Annotated in this window: 13 protein-coding genes and 1 pseudogene; 8 read left to right on the top strand and 6 right to left on the bottom strand. The window is 60.7% G+C overall.

Annotation, left to right across the window (positions count from 1 at the left end; all coding sequences use genetic code 11):
* The first annotated feature begins 7 nt into the window (after window positions 1–7).
* The 8 genes and pseudogenes from LWH48_RS09135 (at window position 8) to LWH48_RS09105 (ending at window position 8,093) form a co-directional block, all read left to right on the top strand.
* On the top strand, window positions 8–1,210 hold the full coding sequence (locus tag LWH48_RS09135) for an acetate/propionate family kinase (RefSeq protein ID WP_232912308.1): 1,203 nt from the start codon (window positions 8–10) through the stop codon (window positions 1,208–1,210).
* On the top strand, window positions 1,207–2,226 hold the full coding sequence (locus LWH48_RS09130) for a bifunctional enoyl-CoA hydratase/phosphate acetyltransferase (RefSeq protein WP_232912307.1): 1,020 nt from the start codon (window positions 1,207–1,209) through the stop codon (window positions 2,224–2,226). The genes LWH48_RS09135 and LWH48_RS09130 overlap by 4 nt, the downstream gene beginning before the upstream one ends.
* A complete protein-coding gene (locus LWH48_RS09125) occupies window positions 2,226–3,977 on the top strand; it encodes a PHA/PHB synthase family protein (protein ID WP_089677403.1) in 1,752 nt (583 codons plus the stop codon). The genes LWH48_RS09130 and LWH48_RS09125 overlap by 1 nt, the downstream gene beginning before the upstream one ends.
* A 113-nt stretch (window positions 3,978–4,090) precedes the next feature.
* Window positions 4,091–5,122, top strand: coding sequence for a zinc-dependent alcohol dehydrogenase family protein (locus LWH48_RS09120; RefSeq protein WP_045995012.1), 1,032 nt, complete (start codon window positions 4,091–4,093; stop codon window positions 5,120–5,122).
* 758 nt (window positions 5,123–5,880) lie between these two features.
* Complete coding sequence (locus tag LWH48_RS09115; RefSeq protein WP_232912306.1) at window positions 5,881–6,951, top strand: YncE family protein; 1,071 nt, start codon at window positions 5,881–5,883, stop codon at window positions 6,949–6,951.
* A 68-nt stretch (window positions 6,952–7,019) separates the two neighbouring features.
* Window positions 7,020–7,220 (top strand): hypothetical protein, encoded by a 201-nt coding sequence (locus LWH48_RS09110; protein ID WP_089677401.1) that lies wholly within the window; start codon window positions 7,020–7,022, stop codon window positions 7,218–7,220.
* Window positions 7,220–7,789: pseudogene (locus LWH48_RS18450) on the top strand (MFS transporter); the annotation flags it as partial. The gene LWH48_RS09110 and the pseudogene LWH48_RS18450, both read left to right, overlap by 1 nt.
* Before the next feature lie 34 nt (window positions 7,790–7,823).
* A complete protein-coding gene (locus LWH48_RS09105) occupies window positions 7,824–8,093 on the top strand; it encodes a hypothetical protein (RefSeq protein ID WP_232912305.1) in 270 nt (89 codons plus the stop codon).
* Here the strand turns inward: LWH48_RS09105 and LWH48_RS09100 are convergent.
* The 6 genes from LWH48_RS09100 to LWH48_RS09075 all read right to left on the bottom strand — a co-directional run bounded on the left by LWH48_RS09100 (window position 8,081) and on the right by LWH48_RS09075 (window position 16,309).
* Entirely contained in the window at window positions 8,081–8,995 is a 915-nt protein-coding gene (locus LWH48_RS09100) for a DMT family transporter (RefSeq protein ID WP_232912304.1), read from the bottom strand. The two genes, LWH48_RS09105 and LWH48_RS09100, sit on opposite strands and share 13 nt — an antisense overlap.
* On the bottom strand, window positions 8,992–9,933 hold the full coding sequence (locus tag LWH48_RS09095; protein WP_232912303.1) for a cation diffusion facilitator family transporter: 942 nt from the start codon (window positions 9,931–9,933) through the stop codon (window positions 8,992–8,994). The genes LWH48_RS09100 and LWH48_RS09095 overlap by 4 nt, the downstream gene beginning before the upstream one ends.
* A gap of 114 nt (window positions 9,934–10,047) precedes the next feature.
* Window positions 10,048–10,386, bottom strand: coding sequence for a cation transporter (locus tag LWH48_RS09090; protein WP_232912302.1), 339 nt, complete (start codon window positions 10,384–10,386; stop codon window positions 10,048–10,050).
* 75 nt (window positions 10,387–10,461) lie between these two features.
* Window positions 10,462–11,271: a prolipoprotein diacylglyceryl transferase gene (gene lgt, locus LWH48_RS09085; protein WP_232912301.1), complete on the bottom strand. Its 810-nt coding sequence runs from the start codon at window positions 11,269–11,271 to the stop codon at window positions 10,462–10,464.
* 284 nt (window positions 11,272–11,555) lie between these two features.
* Complete coding sequence (locus LWH48_RS09080) at window positions 11,556–14,681, bottom strand: efflux RND transporter permease subunit (RefSeq protein ID WP_232912300.1); 3,126 nt, start codon at window positions 14,679–14,681, stop codon at window positions 11,556–11,558.
* Window positions 14,681–16,309 (bottom strand): efflux RND transporter periplasmic adaptor subunit, encoded by a 1,629-nt coding sequence (locus LWH48_RS09075; protein WP_232912299.1) that lies wholly within the window; start codon window positions 16,307–16,309, stop codon window positions 14,681–14,683. Before LWH48_RS09075 ends, LWH48_RS09080 begins: the two co-directional genes overlap by 1 nt.
* Between the last annotated feature and the right edge of the window lie 18 nt (window positions 16,310–16,327).

Raw genomic sequence — 16,327 nt, 5'->3', positions numbered from 1 at the left:
CTCGACGATGCCAAGCCGCCGATCGGCCATTCTGGTGGTCAACTGCGGGTCATCCAGCCTGAAGTTTGCCGTATTCGGTCTGACGGAAGGGCTCGCACGGCTGGTTTGGGGATCGGCCAGTGGGATCGGCACGTCACAAGGCCGGCTCCAGATGTCGAGTGCACAGGGAACGGTTGACGACCACCCCGCGCGACTGGCTGATCATGCCACCGCCATCGAGAAGGTCGACACCCTTCTTCAACAGCAGACAAGCCGACTGGACCTCGTCGGCATCGGGCACAGGGTGGTCCATGGTGGCCCCGATTGCGACTGCCCCCAAAGGATCGATGCCTCCCTGCTGGACCGGCTTCACGCTCTGGTGCCACTGGCTCCGCTGCACCTGCCACACAACCTGGCCGGCATCACCGCCATGCGCACGCAGTTCCCCGACGTGCCCCAACTCGCCTGCTTTGACACGGCGTTTCATCACGGCCTGCCCGCGGTCGCCCGGCACACCGGCCTGCCCCGGGAATACGCGGCCCAAGGGGTGCGTCGCTACGGTTTCCACGGCCTCTCCTACGAGTTCATCGTCGACGACCTGAGACGGCGCCACGGCCCCACAGCGCTCGACGAACGACTGATCGTCGCACACCTGGGCAACGGGGCGTCGATGGCGGCGATCCGCCACGGGCGCAGCGTCGAGACCACGATGGGCTTCAGCGCCTTGGGCGGCATGCCCATGGGTACCCGCAGCGGCGATCTGGACCCCGGTATCCTGCTCTATTTGGCCGGTCATGACGGGCTCGATGCCGCAGAGATCGAGGAACTTCTCTATCGACGCTCGGGGCTGCTGGGGCTTTCCGGGGTGAGTGCCGACATGCGGGAACTCCTGACGCACCGCGAGGACACGCCGGAGGCCACGCAAGCCGTCGACTTCTTCTGCCATCGTGCCCGCCACTTCATCGGTGCCCTGAGCGCCGCGCTCGGCGGGCTGGACCGGCTGATCTTCACCGGCGGCATCGGCGCGAACTCACCGGCGATCCGGGCACAGATCTGCGCAGGAATGGGGTATCTCGGCATCACACTGGAGGAAGGACGCAACCGCACGCCCGGGCCGGTGATTTCCGCCGACGAGGGCCCGGTCCGGGTAGAGGCCGTGGCCACCGATGAAGAACGGATGATCGCCCGGCACGTGCAGCGCACATTAACCAACACCCAGGAGGTGACATGACCCAGATGGCAACGCCAGTGGCCCTTGCGACGCTCGATGACCTGATTCAGCAGGCCGGTGGCGGTGACCCGATCCGCGTCGCCGTGGTCAATGCGGCCCAGGCGGCGGTGCTGGAGACGCTTCGCGAGGCGGCGAGGCGACGCATCGCCGAGCCGGTGCTCATCGGCCGCCCCGCCGAGGTCGTCGAGGCCGCCGCGGCGATCGGGTGGGACCTCGATCCACAAGCGATGATCGAGGCCGATTCGGATGTGGAGGCCGCCCGCATCGGGGTGGAGCTCGTGCAGGCCGGACGCGCGGAGGCGCTGATGAAAGGGCACCTCCACACCGATACCTTCATGCATGCCCTGCTGGGCAATGGCCTGCGACAGCCCGGCCGGCGCGTGAGCCACGTCTTTCTGGTGGACGTGCCCGACTACCCACGCCTGCTGGCCGTGACCGATGCGGCCGTGAACATCGTGCCGGATCTCGACGCCAAGGCGCAGATCCTGCACAACGCCATCGAGCTGATGCACATGATCGGGCTCGAGCGGCCACGCGCCGCGGTCATTTCCGCCGTGGAAACGGTCAAACCGGCCATCGTCTCCACCCTGGATGCGGCCTGCCTGACGTTGATGGCCCGCCGCGGCCAGATCGCCGGCGCCGAGGTCGACGGGCCGCTGGCCTTCGACAACGCCATCTCGGAACGCGCGGCCCACGAAAAGGGCATAGACTCCCCGGTGGCGGGGAAAGCCGACATCCTGCTCATGCCGGATCTGGTGTCCGGCAACGTGTTGGCCAAGAACCTCGAGTACCATGCCGGCGCCACGGCGGCCGGGGTGGTCATGGGGCTGACGGTACCGGTGGTACTGAGTTCCCGGGCCGACCCTCCCGAGGCACGCCTGGCCGGACTGGCCGTGGCGGCGCTGATGTACCGTGCGGGGATCCGCCTGCCCGTGCCCTCTCCTACCGAAGCGGAACCCACCTTCTGCTGTTCCCCGCAACCCGAGTCGGCCTGCCGCCCCATGGAGGTGCGCTGATGGACACCACGACCCGAACCAACATCGACGGGCCGGCAGCGAGCCCACCGGCGACGTCGACCGATCAGCGCCTGCACGCCATGGCGAGCCTCTTCACGGGTGGGCTGTCGCCGACCGCCGTCCAGCAGGCCTGGTGGGACTGGGCGCAACATCTGCTCCTGTCGCCCGACAAGCAGGCCGAACTCGCCGGCAAGGCCCTGCGTAAGTGGCAACGCTTCGGCGGTTACTGGGAGCAGGCTTGCCGGGCACCGTGCGAGCCCTGCATCGAGCCGTTACCCCAGGACAAGCGCTTTCGCGGCGAGGCCTGGCAGCGCTGGCCTTTCAACGTGCTCTATCAGGGTTTCCTGCTGCAGCAGCAGTGGTGGCATGCAGCCACCACCGGTGTACCGGGTGTCTCGCGCCACCATGAGGCGATGGTGAACTTCGGTGCACGACAGATACTCGACGTCTTCTCGCCGTCGAACTTCCTCGCCACCAACCCCGAATTGCTGGAGCAGACTCGGCGCGAGGGTGGCGCCAACCTGGCCCGCGGCGCCAGTAATCTGCTGGAGGACTGGCGCCGCCGGCAGGCCGGCGAGGGGCCTGTGGGCGTCGAAGCATACCGGGTCGGCCGAGACGTGGCGGTGACGCCGGGCAAGGTGGTCTACCGCAACCGGCTCATCGAGCTGATCCAGTACGCGCCCGCCACCCAGGAGGTCCATGTCGAGCCGGTGCTGATCGTGCCGGCCTGGATCATGAAGTACTACATCCTGGACCTCTCCCCGGAAAACTCCCTGGTTCGCTACCTGGTGGCGCAGGGCCATACGGTGTTCGTCGTGTCCTGGAAGAACCCGGGCAGCGAGGAGCGGGACCTGGGCATGGCCGACTACCGGCGGCTGGGGGTCATGGCGGCCCTCGACGCGGTCACGGCCATCTGCCCGCAGCAGCGTGTCCACGGCGTGGGCTATTGCCTGGGCGGGACGCTGCTGTCGATTGCCGCGGCCGCCATGGGCCGGGACGGTGACAATCGCCTGGCCAGCCTGACGCTGCTCGCCGCGCAGACCGACTTCAGCGAGGCCGGTGAGCTGATGCTGTTCATCGACGAGGATCAGGTGCGTTTCCTCGAGGACCTCATGGCCGTCAGGGGCTATCTGGACACCCGGCAGATGGCCGGCGCCTTCCAGCTGCTGCGTTCCCAGGACCTGATCTGGTCGAGGATGGTGCGCAGTTATCTCGCCGGCGAACGTCCGCCCATGTTCGACCTGATGGCCTGGAACGCCGACGGCACCCGCATGCCGGCGCGCATGCACAGCGAGTACCTCCGGTGGCTGTTCCTCGACAACGACCTCGCCGGTGGGCGCTACCGGGTGGACGGACGGCCCGTATCGCTGACCGACATCGAGATTCCCGTGTTCGCCGTCAGCACGCTCAAGGATCATGTCGCCCCCTGGCGCTCCGTCTACAAGGTCCAGTGGCTGACGCCGGCGGACGTCACCTTCGTGCTCTCCAGCGGCGGGCACAACGCCGGCATCGTCAACCCGCCCGGTGATTCCCGCCGCTTCCACCAGATCTCGACCATCCAGGCTGAGGACCCCTTCATGGATCCGGATGGCTGGCAGGCCACTGCCGCGCATCATGACGGCTCCTGGTGGCCCTGCTGGCAGGGCTGGCTGGAAGGTCACAGTACCCAGCGCATACCCGCTCGGGAGCCGGGGGTGACCAGAGGCTATCCAGCGCTGGACGAAGCGCCAGGGCGTTATGTACTGGAGTAATGAGCCCGTCCTGCGGGCCTGCTAGAGGAAGCGGTGCAACTGTAACCGCGAATTGACCCGAATGCGTAGCTCTCCATGAGCTGCCGAGCTGTGCCACTCAATGAGGTAACATCATGAAAGCACTCGTCTATCACGGACCGGGCCAGCGACGCTGGGAGGAAAAGCCGCGCCCGAGCATGACCAAGCCCACGGACGCGGTAGTGCGCATCACCCATACCACTATCTGCGGCACCGACTTGCACATCCTCAAGGGCGACGTGCCCGCCGTGGAGGATGGTCGTACCCTCGGCCACGAGGGCGTCGGCGTCGTCGAGGAAGTCGGCGACGGCGTCAGCCATATTCAGGTCGGCGATGAGGTGCTGATTTCCTGCATCACCTCCTGTGGCCGCTGCGACTATTGCAAGCGGGGTCTCTATGCCCACTGCCGCGACGGCGGCTGGATCCTCGGTCATCTGATCGACGGCACCCAAGCCGAGTACGTGCGTATCCCGCACGCGGACAACAGCCTGCACCGCTTGCCTAAGGACATGGACCGCGCCGCGGCGGTGATGCTCAGTGACATTCTGCCTACCGGCCATGAGATCGGCGCCTTGAACGGCGAGGTAGGGCTCGGCGACACGGTGGCCATTGTCGGCGCGGGGCCCATCGGCCTGGCGGCCCTGATGACCTCGCGCTTCTATTCTCCCGCACGGATTATCATGATCGACCCCGACGAGAACCGTCTGGCCATGGCCAAGCAGCTCGGCGCCACCGACACCATCGCCCGGGATCCACTCGACGCTATCGACGAGCTGACCGGTGGCGAAGGCGTGGACGTCGCCATGGAAGCAGTGGGAATCCCCGAGACCTTCGATATCTGCCAGCGCATCGTGCGCCCGGGGGGGCATATCGCCAATATCGGCGTGCACGGCAAGAGCGTCGAGTTCCGCCTGCAGGATCTCTGGATCAAGAATGTCACGGTGCGTACTGGCCTAGTGAACACCAACACGACCCCGGTGCTAATGCGCATCGTCGAGGCCGGTGGCGTCGAGCCCGCAGGTTTGGTGACCCACCGCTTCAAGCTCGACGACATCGAGAAGGCCTACGACGTGTTTTCCCGGGCATCGAAGGAGCAGGCCATCAAGATGCTATTGACGGCCGAGTAACCGATCCGGGGGGATGCGATGGGCGCCACCTGGGCCAAGGACTTCGCCCGCCACAATACCTGCGTCGCGGCCATCGCCCCCGGGGGGGGGGCTACTGCATGGCCATGGTGAAGGCGATGCCCAATAAGAGCCTCGACAAGCTGCGTGCCAAGGCCGCCTCCGGCATCGAGCACTTCGGCGAACTACTCAATGGCCCGAGAAGCGAGCACCGCTGAACTGCATCTGCATCTTCAGCTTCATTTCAGCTTGCACAGCTATAATCAATGTCGTCAAACAGACTTGACGTCTGATCGAAATATCATGTGTTGCCCAGATTTACTCCATTCGGCCTCACCCACTTATATTACTACGGGGAATAAAAACATAATCTTTAAACCCATGATGACCCAGCCAACAAGTTGATTCAAGACATCAAGGCGAGGCAGGCGACTCCATAGCTCAGCACCTTCACCGACATGAACATCCATCTCACGGTAATCGGAGGAAAGGCGAGAAAGCCGGCACAATGAAAGTCACGGTGGTAATGAATTCGCTACGTCGCCGCCACTCGCGACAGCCTTTTTGAGATGGGGTTCGAGGAACTCTAAGGCGTGGCGTTTGGGCGTGTCGTTTCGTGGCACAAGGGTAAAGTGACCCAGTGAGATTCGTCTCATCAAAACTATGCCGCCCCAGGACTAAATCACCAACGACCGTGTCGACAGCGAACCCATAGCCCTGCGCTCTTACGGCGTATTTCAGCAAAGATAAGGAAGTAAAGCATGAAACGCAAATCAATACTGCCATGGCTCAACTCCATGGTGGCGGGTGTGATGATGGGAGCATCGATCACTGCGATGGCGTCTGGTAATCACGCCTTCGTGCCGATGGGCTTGGCAGATGCCGTCGGCGTGATCGACCTGGAGAGCTACCAGATGACTGCCACCATACCGGATACCATTAATACGCACGGCTCGGCATTAACACCGGACGGTAAGTATCTGGTTGCCGGCAGCCTCACGCCGCGCGATACCGAGGAAAATGTCAGTCGTCCGGAGGGCATGACGGAAGACGAACATGCGGCACATCACGGTGGGAGCGGGAAGGCCCCGGCGGATGAGCAAAGCACCGGCCTACTGTATGTAGTGGATACGACCACCCATTCCATCGTGCGAAAGCTGGAAGTCCCCAGCCCGGTTCACCATGTGTTGGTGACGGCCGATGGTCGCTATGCCGTCTCCACTCATCCCATGGGGGGTGGCATCAGTATCGTTTCGCTAAATTCCGGCCAGGTTGTCGCGACAGTGGCCACCGGACCGGCCCCGAACTACGTCACCGAAACTGAAGACGGCCAATCGCTGTTGGTCAGCAACACGGGGAATGGGACGGTCAGTGAGATCGATACCCAGAACTGGTTCGTTGAACGCAACATGCGGATCGGCGGCAGCCTGGGGCACATGGTCCTATCACCCGACAATGACCGGCTCTACGTCAATGATGATTCGGCCGGGCGCGTCGTTGCACTCGATCTGTCTACCGGCACCGTGGCGGGTGAATATACAGTGGGCAAAGCCCCCCATGGCGTCGGCTTGAGCCCAGAAGGGCAGACGCTGTACGCGACGAGCCAAGGTGACGACCGGCTTGTCAGGATCACACTCGACGACGGGACTCGGCAAAGTATCGACCTGCCCCCGGCCCCCTACCATCTGGCAGTGGCTCCAACTGATGGTCGGTTGCTTGTCACCAGTAGCGAGGAAAGCAAGCTCTGGGTAATCGACCCAATCACTCTCAATATCCAGCACGACATACCACTTAATGGGATAGGCCACCAGATATCTCTGGCCCCGCGTTAAGACAGCACTCTTGCTGCCGATTGCGAGCGGAACCTATCAACCTAGATAGCATCCACCCGAGAAGTGACATGACCCAGACGGCAACGCCAGTGCCTATTGCAACGCTCGATGACTTGGTGCAGCGGGCTCGGAACGGTTACCTGCTCCGCGTTGCCTCCGTAAAAGCGGCACGGACGGCGGTGCTAGCCAGCGACTATGTCACTGGTGTTAACGGTGAGATATTCCAAGTCGATGCCGGCTTTGATATCGCCAGCATGGTCTTTCACTAATGGCGGGGGTCCTCAGCAAATCAGGAGCCGGCTTCACGGCTCTGCTCGCCGCCACCTTAGTCGTCTTCCTCGGCTACGGTACGGTGCTGCCGATTCTGCCGCTGTTCCTCGACCGGGTGCTGGCAGTGACTACCCCCGGGGACGTATCGCTGCACACCGGGCTGCTGACGGGGGTGTATACGCTGGCCTTGTTCGGCTTTGCCCCACTATGGGGAAGTCTCTCCGACCGCCTGGGCCGGCGGCCCGTCCTGCTGTGGGGGCTGGCAGGGTTTGCACTGGCCATGCTGGGGTTCAGCCTGACTCGAAACCTGCCACTCGCCTATGGAGTACGGGCCCTTGCCGGCGCCTTCGCGGCGGCGGTGATCCCGGTGGCACTGGCGCAGGCGGCCGAGTGTGACGATGCGACACGCCGTGCACGTCGTTTCGCTTGGCTCAGTGCCGCCTCCACCCTGGGCTTCCTGTCCGGCCCCATGCTCAGCGGTTGGCTCGCCAGCATTCCGATGGTGATGCCGCAATCCGAGAGGCTGCTCGGCGGGCCCGTGGCCTGGCCCTTCGTGGTCACGGCAGGACTCGCCGGTGCGATGTGGCTGTTGCTCTACCATCATGTTCACGAACAGCCGGCTCATCGGTGGCTTCCTGACGCTGACGCTGCTGGCGATGCTGGGCCTGGGGGCCTTCGAGGTGGGCCTCAGCCTGCAGGCGCGACAGTCGATCGGGCTCGACCCTTTCAGGGTCGGATTGCTGTTCACGGAGTGCGGGCTGGTGCCGCAGCGTCCGAATCCCCAGGTACGCACCCGTTGGTGCGTGCCCACCGGCGAGGCTCGCGGCAAACAGCCGAAGTATTTCGTCCTCGGTAAAATCTATACGCCCTGACAGGGATGCACGGCCTGGCTTTCCCGACCCCGCGACATCTCGCGGGTCAGCCAGAAGCCGGCGCCGAGCAGCAAGGCGCCGCCATAGATCATGCCTCGGCCCGGCACCTCTGCGAAGATCAGAAAACCCAGGCTCGAGGCCACCACCGGCGAGACGATGATATCGACCAGGGCATAGACGTTGGCATTGAGCGACTTCAAGACGATGGAGATGCCGAAATAGGCGAAGCCCGTGGACACGATGCCCAGGCTTGCGGCCCAGAGCATCACCGGCAGTTCCACGCCGAGTGCCGGATAGGCGATCGTCATCGCCACCTGGCCGGGACCCGCGATCAACAGGAACGGCGAGAGCACCAGCGCCGCGACTAGCAGCGACCAGGCGATGTCATTCCCGGTCTCGGTCTTGCCCTCATAGCGCATGTAGGTAACCATCGCGGCGTAGATCGCCCCGGTGGCCAGCGCCACGAGGTTGCCCAGCATATGGCCGCCGCCGAGCGGATTGGCGAGCGCGATACCGATCAGGGCGATGGCGAAGATCAAGACATAGCTCCTGCGCGCCTTCTCGCCCAAGAACAGCGCCGAAAAGATGAACACGAAGAATGGCGCGATGCTCCAGAAGATCACCGCGTTGGCGATCGGCACAAGTGACATGGCGAAGTTGAAGACGCCGCCCTGGGTGGCGATCAGTACGCCGATGATGGCGGTATCCTTGACGTTGCCTTTGGGAAACCGAGGCCATTGCCGAGTTGCCAGGGCCCGCGCTATGAATAGGAAGGCCGCCGCGAAGGCCATGGCATAGAAGGTCAAAGTTTGGATCGGAATCCGCCCGTCGGTAAGCTTAACGAACACACCGATGGTCGCCTCGGAGACCGTGATCAGCGCAAGCAGAAGGAGGGTGTTCATGCCTGCCCTCCCTTGCTCGCCGGTCGCGTGACATCGATCACTTCGGCACCTGACTCGTCGAGACAGGTGGTCTCCACCTGCAGTGTGGCGAAGAAAAAGCCATAATGATCCTTGAGCATGCTATAGCCGGCTTTGAGCACGGCCTGTGGATCGGTGCCGTCGGAGATTCGCAGGTGACCGGAGAATACGTAACGGCCGCTGGTCAGTGCCCAGGCGTGCACGTGATGAGCATTTTCCACGCCGTCAAGCGCTATCAGTGCTTCCGTCACCTCGGCCAGTCGAATCTCGGAGGGCGTACCCTCCATCAGCAAATGGGTGGCATCGCGCAGGATACCCCAGCTCGCCCACAACAGTACGAAGCCGAAGGCCATGCCAAGCAGCGGGTCGATCAGCAAGAACCCGGTGAAGCGAATCACCAGCGCGGTGACGATGATGAGCAGGCTGCCGACGAAAGTCTGGATGATATGCCACAATGCGCCTTTGACGTTCAGGTCGCTGCGGCTTTGTTTCCAGATCAGGCCCAGCGAGACGATCTCGGTAAGCAGGCCGCCAGCCGCCGCCCACAGCATGGGTGCCGTGGACAGATCAATGGGGTCGGTCATCCGCATGCCGGCCATCACGACCACGATCAGCGCCATGCTCAGCAAAAAGCCGCCGTTGACCAGGGCACCCACGATCTCGGCGCGATACCAGCCGAAGCTGCGGTCCTCATCAGCCGGGCGGCGGGCGAGCCGGGCAGCGGTGATGGCCACCAGCACGCCACCCACCGCCGAGAAGGTGTGGAAGGCGTCCGAGATCACCGCGACCGAGCCGGTCCAAAGACCGATGCCCATCTCGATGAAGAAGTAGATCCCCGTCAGCCAGGCCGAAATCGCCATTCCAGATCCACTGGAAGGCATGTGCCCCGCATGGCCGTGACCGCCGTTGCCGTGATTCATAAGCGCACCTTGTCTCCGTTTCAGTACGTGCCATTCGATCATGGGCATCGTGTTCGAGCGATTTCATGTCTGATGCAATATCCAGGCTAGCCCGTGCGTGGCTATGACAACAACTCAATGGCAGCTCCAAGGCTCCTTCTTGGCATTGTCCTTCACATTCTGATCGACAAAGCGATAATGCTCCTCCTTGAAGCGGTTCCACCAATCACGACTGATTTCAACCGCATATTTGTCGAGGATATCTTCAACGCAGTCGAGGCAGAGACGTGAAGCATCATAGGCCAGGTGGAGCTTTCGTTTCTGCTCATCGAACGAAACGCTGTCTAGCCCGTAGAGCTCATCAATATCTGCAACAGCCGCTTTCACCGCATCCAGATCGCTGGAATCAAGCTTTAAGTGCCGGTTCACCAAGGTCGTTTCAGAAACTCCCAACCGATGCTCTCTGTGTGTCATGAGAATTCTCCTCGTACTGTAATATCGTTAACGTTCTTCCAATATTATTGCCATGTCTCACATCACTTGTCTTGCTTACCGGTCTGATGTAGCACCCATGGTTCGCTGACTACGACGTGCAGTGATGACCAAGAGCGCACCTGCTGCCAACATTGGTACCGTCAACAACTGTCCCATGGTGAGCCAATCAAAGGCGATGAAGCCCAATTGAGGGTCGGGTAAGCGCACAAACTCCACGATGAAGCGGAAGGTGCCATACAGAAGCAGGAATAGACCCGAGATAAGCCCTTGAGCTTGCGGTTTCCGTGACAGCCACCACAACACGACAAACAGCACCACACCCTCCAGGGCAAACTCGTAGAGAGCTGATGGATGGCGGGGTTCAGGCCCCAAGCCCAGCATGGGAGGGAAGATCATCGCCCAGGGCACTTCGCTGGCCCTCCCCGGCAACTCGTGATTGATGAAGTTTCCCAAACGCCCTGCAGCCAAACCGATCGGCACCAGCGGGGCGATGAAATCGGTCAGCTGAAGGTAGGCCAGGCGGTGCCGCCGAGCGAACAGCCACGCAGCGATCAGTACGCCGGCAAGGCCCCCATGGAAACTCATGCCCCCTTCCCAGACCTTGAACAGCCAAAGGGGGTTGGTCAGCAGCTGATCGAGCCCATAGAACAGCACAAAGCCCAGGCGGCCCCCGATGATGACGCCCAGAGCGCCATAGAAGATCAGGTCACCGATATCATCGTGGGTCAGGCCGAGACGGTGGGCTCGCCGCCGCCCCAGCCACCATGCGGCCGTCAGCCCTACCACGTACATCAGGCCATACCAATGTAGCTGTACCGGTCCGAGGGAAAATGCCACTGGATCGATCTGTGGGTACGCAATCATGGCAATTTCCTCTTCCTCGCGACCTTCGGCTTCTATGAATCGTTCGACGCTACGCCAGCGGGTTAGCGAATAGCCAAGCGTGTTCTGTTATCTACCAGCATAGCCTCATGGCCTGAATACAAGCTGAATCTTGACTCACGAAGTGCAAATTCAACCTAACGCCAGGGGGCATCGCTGGTGTACCTCACATCGAGTACCACTGACGATTCGTGTTAGGCTGGGTGCTCGCGAGATACTGCATTCGATTATCTAGAATGTGCCACCCAGCCTTGTCGATCCTGACGTTATGCATGATTCACATGGCGGCATTTCCACAGGTAGTAGACACAGGGCAACACCAGAAGCGTCAGTATCACTGCGCTCAACATCCCCCCCACCATCGGGGCCGCAATGCGGCTGACCACCTCGGACCCCGTGCCGGAGCTGTACATCAGCGGCAGAAGACCGGCAATGGTCGAGACCGATGTCATCATTACCGGTCTCACCCTGAGAGCAGCACCGTGCAGCACGGCATGGCGAAGAGTCTCCCGACGGGGTTGTACTCCCTTGTGTTGGCAGCGCTCGAGCATCTGCTGATAGGCCTGGTTGAGATAAACGAGCATGATCACCCCGATCTCGACTGCTACCCCGGCCAGAGCGATAAACCCCACTCCCACGGCCACGGAGAAGTTATAGCCCAGCAGATACATCAGCCAGATGGCCCCTACCATGGCCAGCGGTAGCGTACCCATGATGATGGCTACCTCACTGAAGCGCTTGAAGCTCATGTAGAGCAGGATCACGATGATGGCCAACGTGAAAGGCACCACATAACTCAGCTTCTCTTTGGCACGCAACATGTATTCATATTGCCCGGACCACGTCACCGAATACCCGGCGGGCAGCTCGAGCTCCTCCGCCACGACGTCCATGGCGCGCTGCACGTAGGTGCCGACATCCACGCCCTCGATATCCACGAAGGTCCAACCGTTGGGACGTGCGTTTTCGCTCTTGATCGCCGGTGGTCCGTCCTCCACGTAGATGTCCGCCACGTCGGCTAGCGCGATGCGCTGCCCATTGGCGGTGACGATCGGCAGCTCGGCCAGCCGCTCGGGGGAGTCCCGGTAATCCTGTGGATAGCGCAGGTTGACCGGGTAGCGCTCCAATCCCTCGATGGTCTGAGTGATGTTCTGACCACCGATAGCGGTCGCCACCACTTGTTGCACGTCGGCAATGTTCAGGCCATAGCGCGCAGCCTGAGCACGGTTGATATCGACCTTGATATAGCGGCCTCCGGCCACCCGCTCGGAATAAACTGACGCAGTGCCAGCAACATCGGCAAGGATCGTCTCCAGCTGCAGCCCGATGGACTGAATCTGTTTGAGATCTTCTCCGGCCACCTTGATACCCACCGGCGTCTTGATCCCGGTTGCCAGCATATCAATACGCGTCGAGATGGGCATCACCCAGGCATTGGATACCCCCGGTATCCGCACCAGGCTGTCGAGTTCCTTCTTGAGCTTGTCGGTGGTCATCCCCTCTCGCCACTCTTCCCGCGGTTTGAGCTGAATGAATGTTTCGATCATGGTCAGCGGCGCAGGGTCGGTAGCCGTGTCGGCCCGTCCGATCTTGCCAAACACCGTGTCCACCTCCGGTACGCTGGCAATCAGCTTATCGGTCTGCTGAAGGAGCTCCCGCGCCTTGCCGATCGACAGCCCTGGATAGGTGGTCGGCATGTACATCAAGTCGCCTTCATCCAGGGGTGGAATAAACTCGCTGCCAATCTTGCTGACCGGCCAGAAGCCCACCAGGGTTATCGCTAGCACCAGGGCGATGGTCGTCTTTGGGAATCTCAGTACTGCCTTGAGTACCGGCATGTAGGCCCCGACCAGCAGTCGATTGACCGGATTCTTGTGCTCAGGAAGTACGCGGCCGCGGATGAAATAGCCCATCAGCACCGGAACCAAGGTGACCGCCAGCCCGGCACTGGCTGCCATGGCATAGGTCTTGGTGAAGGCCAAGGGTGAAAACATTCGCCCCTCTTGGGCCTCGAGGGTAAAGACAGGAACAAAGCTGACAGTGATGATCAGCAAGCTGAAGAAAAGAGCCGGTCCCACTTCCGCCGCCGAGTCGGCCACCACCTTCCAGCGGTTCTCACGCGTCAACGGTGTACGCTCCATGTGCTTGTGCAAATTCTCGATCAATACGACGGCGCCATCGATCATGGCACCGATCGCTATGGCGATACCCGCAAGCGACATGATGTTGGCGTTGATGCCCTGCCAGTTCATGATGATGAAGGCAGTGAGGATGCCCATCGGCAAGCTGATCATCGCCACTAACGCAGAGCGCAGATGGAACAGGAAGAGCACGCATACCAAGGCTACGATGGCTAACTCCTCGAGCAAGCCACGCAGCAGGTTGTCTACCGCCTTTTCGATCAAGCCTGAACGGTCATAGACCGTCACGACCTCCACCCCCTCCGGCAGGCTGGACTGGAGCTGCTCAAGCTTGGCCTTGACGCCATCGATCGTCTTCTGGGCATTCTCTCCTGTGCGCATGACCACGATGCCGCCGACGGTCTCACCTTCCCCGTTCAGTTCGGCAATGCCACGACGCATCTGGGGCCCCATCCCGATGTCGGCGACATCCTTGAGCAGCAGAGGCGTTCCATTGTCATCCACACCCAGCGGGATACTGGCAAGATCCTCACGACTCTGGATATAACCAGTGGCGCGCACCATGTACTCGGCTTCGGCCATCTCGACGACCGAGGCGCCCACTTCCTGGTTGGCCCGCTGTATAGCGGTCTGGATGTGAGCCAGGGGAATGTCGAAGGCACGCAGTTTCTCCGGATCTACCACGACCTGGTATTGCTTGACCATGCCGCCAAGCGCCGCGACTTCAGAGACGCCCGACACGGTCTGAAGCTCATACTTCAGGAACCAGTCCTGCAAGCTCCGCAACTCACTGAGATCATGTTGGCCAGTTCTGTCGATGAGGGCGTAGAGGTAGACCCACCCCACGCCAGTGGCATCAGGGCCAAGCTGTGGGCGCGCACTGTCCGGCAGCGTAGGCGCTACCTGAGAAAGGTACTCCAGTACACGAGAGCGCGCCCAGTAGGGATCGGTGTCCTCGTCGAAGATCACATAGACGTAGGAGTCGCCGAAGAAGGAGTATCCACGTACCGTGGCCGCCCCGGGGACCGACAGCATGGCCGTAGTGAGCGGGTAGGTGACTTGATCTTCGACGACCTGCGGAGCTTGGCCCGGGTAGTTGGTCTTGATGATCACCTGCACATCTGACAAGTCCGGTAGAGCATCAATCGGGGTATTCTTGACTGAATAGATTCCCGCCCCCGCCAGAATCACGGCAGCAAGAAGCACGAGAAAACGGTTGCTTATTGACCAACGGATCAACGCAGGAATCATTACTTGCTCTCCCCAGTTGCATGGCCTTGATGGCTCATCGCGTCTTGCTGGCCGCGTTCCGCATTACTGGTTTCTCCGTGATCCATGCCCTCATCGCTGGGTGCTTTAGTCTTATCATCGTCAACATGCACACCGCGTAGAGCGAATTTGTCTTCCGCAATCCGTTCGAGTTCGGCATGGATGTCCATACCGTCTTTCAGCTGTTCAAGGCTAACCGTATCAGCAACCTGGAAATCCATGCTCATGGCCGGCCAATTCCAAGCCGCGATGGGGGCATGGGATAGCGTCACCATGCCATGATCCGGCATGACATCTTCGATGCGTGCTGGCACCCATACGGTCTCAACAAGGGAATTCTCATCGGCCTCTTCAGCACTGTCACTATGCTCCATTCGTCGAAAGTCTGATGTTCGACTTGACTCGGAATCCAGAAGGAACTGAGCCGACGTAACAATGCGATCGCCCTCCTCCAGGCCCGATAATATCTCGACGGTTTCCCAACCCACGCGTCCAACGTCGACTTCGATAGATTTGAATTTTCCATCACCCAATGCAAGAACGACACGCGACTGGCTTCCGGTGCGAACCAAGGCCTCACGGGGTATTTGCAATGCCTCAGTCGTCGTATCGGACATAATGGTCAGCTGAGAAAACATTCCAGGCTTCAGTGCCAGGTCGTCGTTGGCGAAACGCATCCTTACACGAGCCGTACGCGTCTCACTATCAATACTTGGATATATATAGTCCACCACCCCTGTCCACTGCCGTTCGGGCAGATAGTCAAGGGTCATGCGAACCTCATCACCCTCAGAAATCAAAGCTGCCTGGCGCTCAAACACCTCTCCGACAGCCCACACGTGATCAAGAACGCCGATACTCATCATGCTCATTCCCGGGCTCACGAACATTCCTTCACGCACTTGCAAGTTGTCCAAAACGCCACTCTGGGGCGCGCGCAAGATGATCGTCTGGCTGACCTGACGCGTGTCTTTGAGGCTCTGGATAGCCTCAGTAGGAACCTGTAACGCTCGCAGTCTCTCCAAGGCGGCAGAAATCAGGCGTTGGTTACCGCGGTTCATTGCGAGCAACAGCTCTTCTTGAGCATTAACGAGCGTCGGCGAGTAGAGTGAATAGAGTGGCTGACCCTGGGTAACGCGATCGCCTTCGGACTTGGCAAATAGTTTCTCTATCCATCCCTCGACGCGGGGATGGATATGTACCAGCTTGTCCTCATCGTATTGGACATAGCCAACTGTCCTTACCGTAGTGTCAAAGGTATCCTTTTCGACTGTGCCTGTTTTGACACCAAGATTATTGACGACATCAGGAGAAATTTTCACTGTCCCGGGAGTATCTCCTTGGTCCTGATCATCATATACCGGCACGAGGTCCATCCCCATCGGGGATTTTCCAGACTTGTCCCGCTTATAGTTGGGATCCATTGGCGCCACCCAATAAAGGGGAACGCGCTCCCTCCTCTCTTCCATCCCAGTCTCACTACTATCGTTTCCAATAGCAGTTTCTACTGCATTCAGGATGAATGTCTTGCCTCCCAGGACTATACTGCCGGACACGCCCAACATGACGCCTAACGATATGACGAAAAAGTACCTACCCATTTGATTCATCGTGATGTCTCATTCCAG

This window comes from Halomonas sp. G15 (assembly GCF_021282295.1).
Lineage (GTDB): Bacteria > Pseudomonadota > Gammaproteobacteria > Pseudomonadales > Halomonadaceae > Halomonas > Halomonas alimentaria.
This window is presented reverse-complemented; position numbering and strand designations above follow the sequence as displayed.

Excerpts from the sequence above, each read along its gene's own strand:
- LWH48_RS09135 (WP_232912308.1), top strand. The coding sequence starts at position 8 with ATGCCAAGCCGCCGATCGGCCATTCTGGTGGTCAACTGCGGGTCATCC.
- LWH48_RS09130 (WP_232912307.1), top strand. The coding sequence starts at position 1,207 with ATGACCCAGATGGCAACGCCAGTGGCCCTTGCGACGCTCGATGACCTG.
- LWH48_RS09125 (WP_089677403.1), top strand. The coding sequence starts at position 2,226 with ATGGACACCACGACCCGAACCAACATCGACGGGCCGGCAGCGAGCCCA.
- LWH48_RS09120 (WP_045995012.1), top strand. The coding sequence starts at position 4,091 with ATGAAAGCACTCGTCTATCACGGACCGGGCCAGCGACGCTGGGAGGAA.
- LWH48_RS09115 (WP_232912306.1), top strand. The coding sequence starts at position 5,881 with ATGAAACGCAAATCAATACTGCCATGGCTCAACTCCATGGTGGCGGGT.
- LWH48_RS09110 (WP_089677401.1), top strand. The coding sequence starts at position 7,020 with ATGACCCAGACGGCAACGCCAGTGCCTATTGCAACGCTCGATGACTTG.
- LWH48_RS09105 (WP_232912305.1), top strand. The coding sequence starts at position 7,824 with ATGTTCACGAACAGCCGGCTCATCGGTGGCTTCCTGACGCTGACGCTG.
- LWH48_RS09100 (WP_232912304.1), bottom strand. The coding sequence starts at position 8,995 with ATGAACACCCTCCTTCTGCTTGCGCTGATCACGGTCTCCGAGGCGACC.
- LWH48_RS09095 (WP_232912303.1), bottom strand. The coding sequence starts at position 9,933 with ATGAATCACGGCAACGGCGGTCACGGCCATGCGGGGCACATGCCTTCC.
- LWH48_RS09090 (WP_232912302.1), bottom strand. The coding sequence starts at position 10,386 with ATGACACACAGAGAGCATCGGTTGGGAGTTTCTGAAACGACCTTGGTG.
- lgt (WP_232912301.1), bottom strand. The coding sequence starts at position 11,271 with ATGATTGCGTACCCACAGATCGATCCAGTGGCATTTTCCCTCGGACCG.
- LWH48_RS09080 (WP_232912300.1), bottom strand. The coding sequence starts at position 14,681 with ATGATTCCTGCGTTGATCCGTTGGTCAATAAGCAACCGTTTTCTCGTG.
- LWH48_RS09075 (WP_232912299.1), bottom strand. The coding sequence starts at position 16,309 with ATGAATCAAATGGGTAGGTACTTTTTCGTCATATCGTTAGGCGTCATG.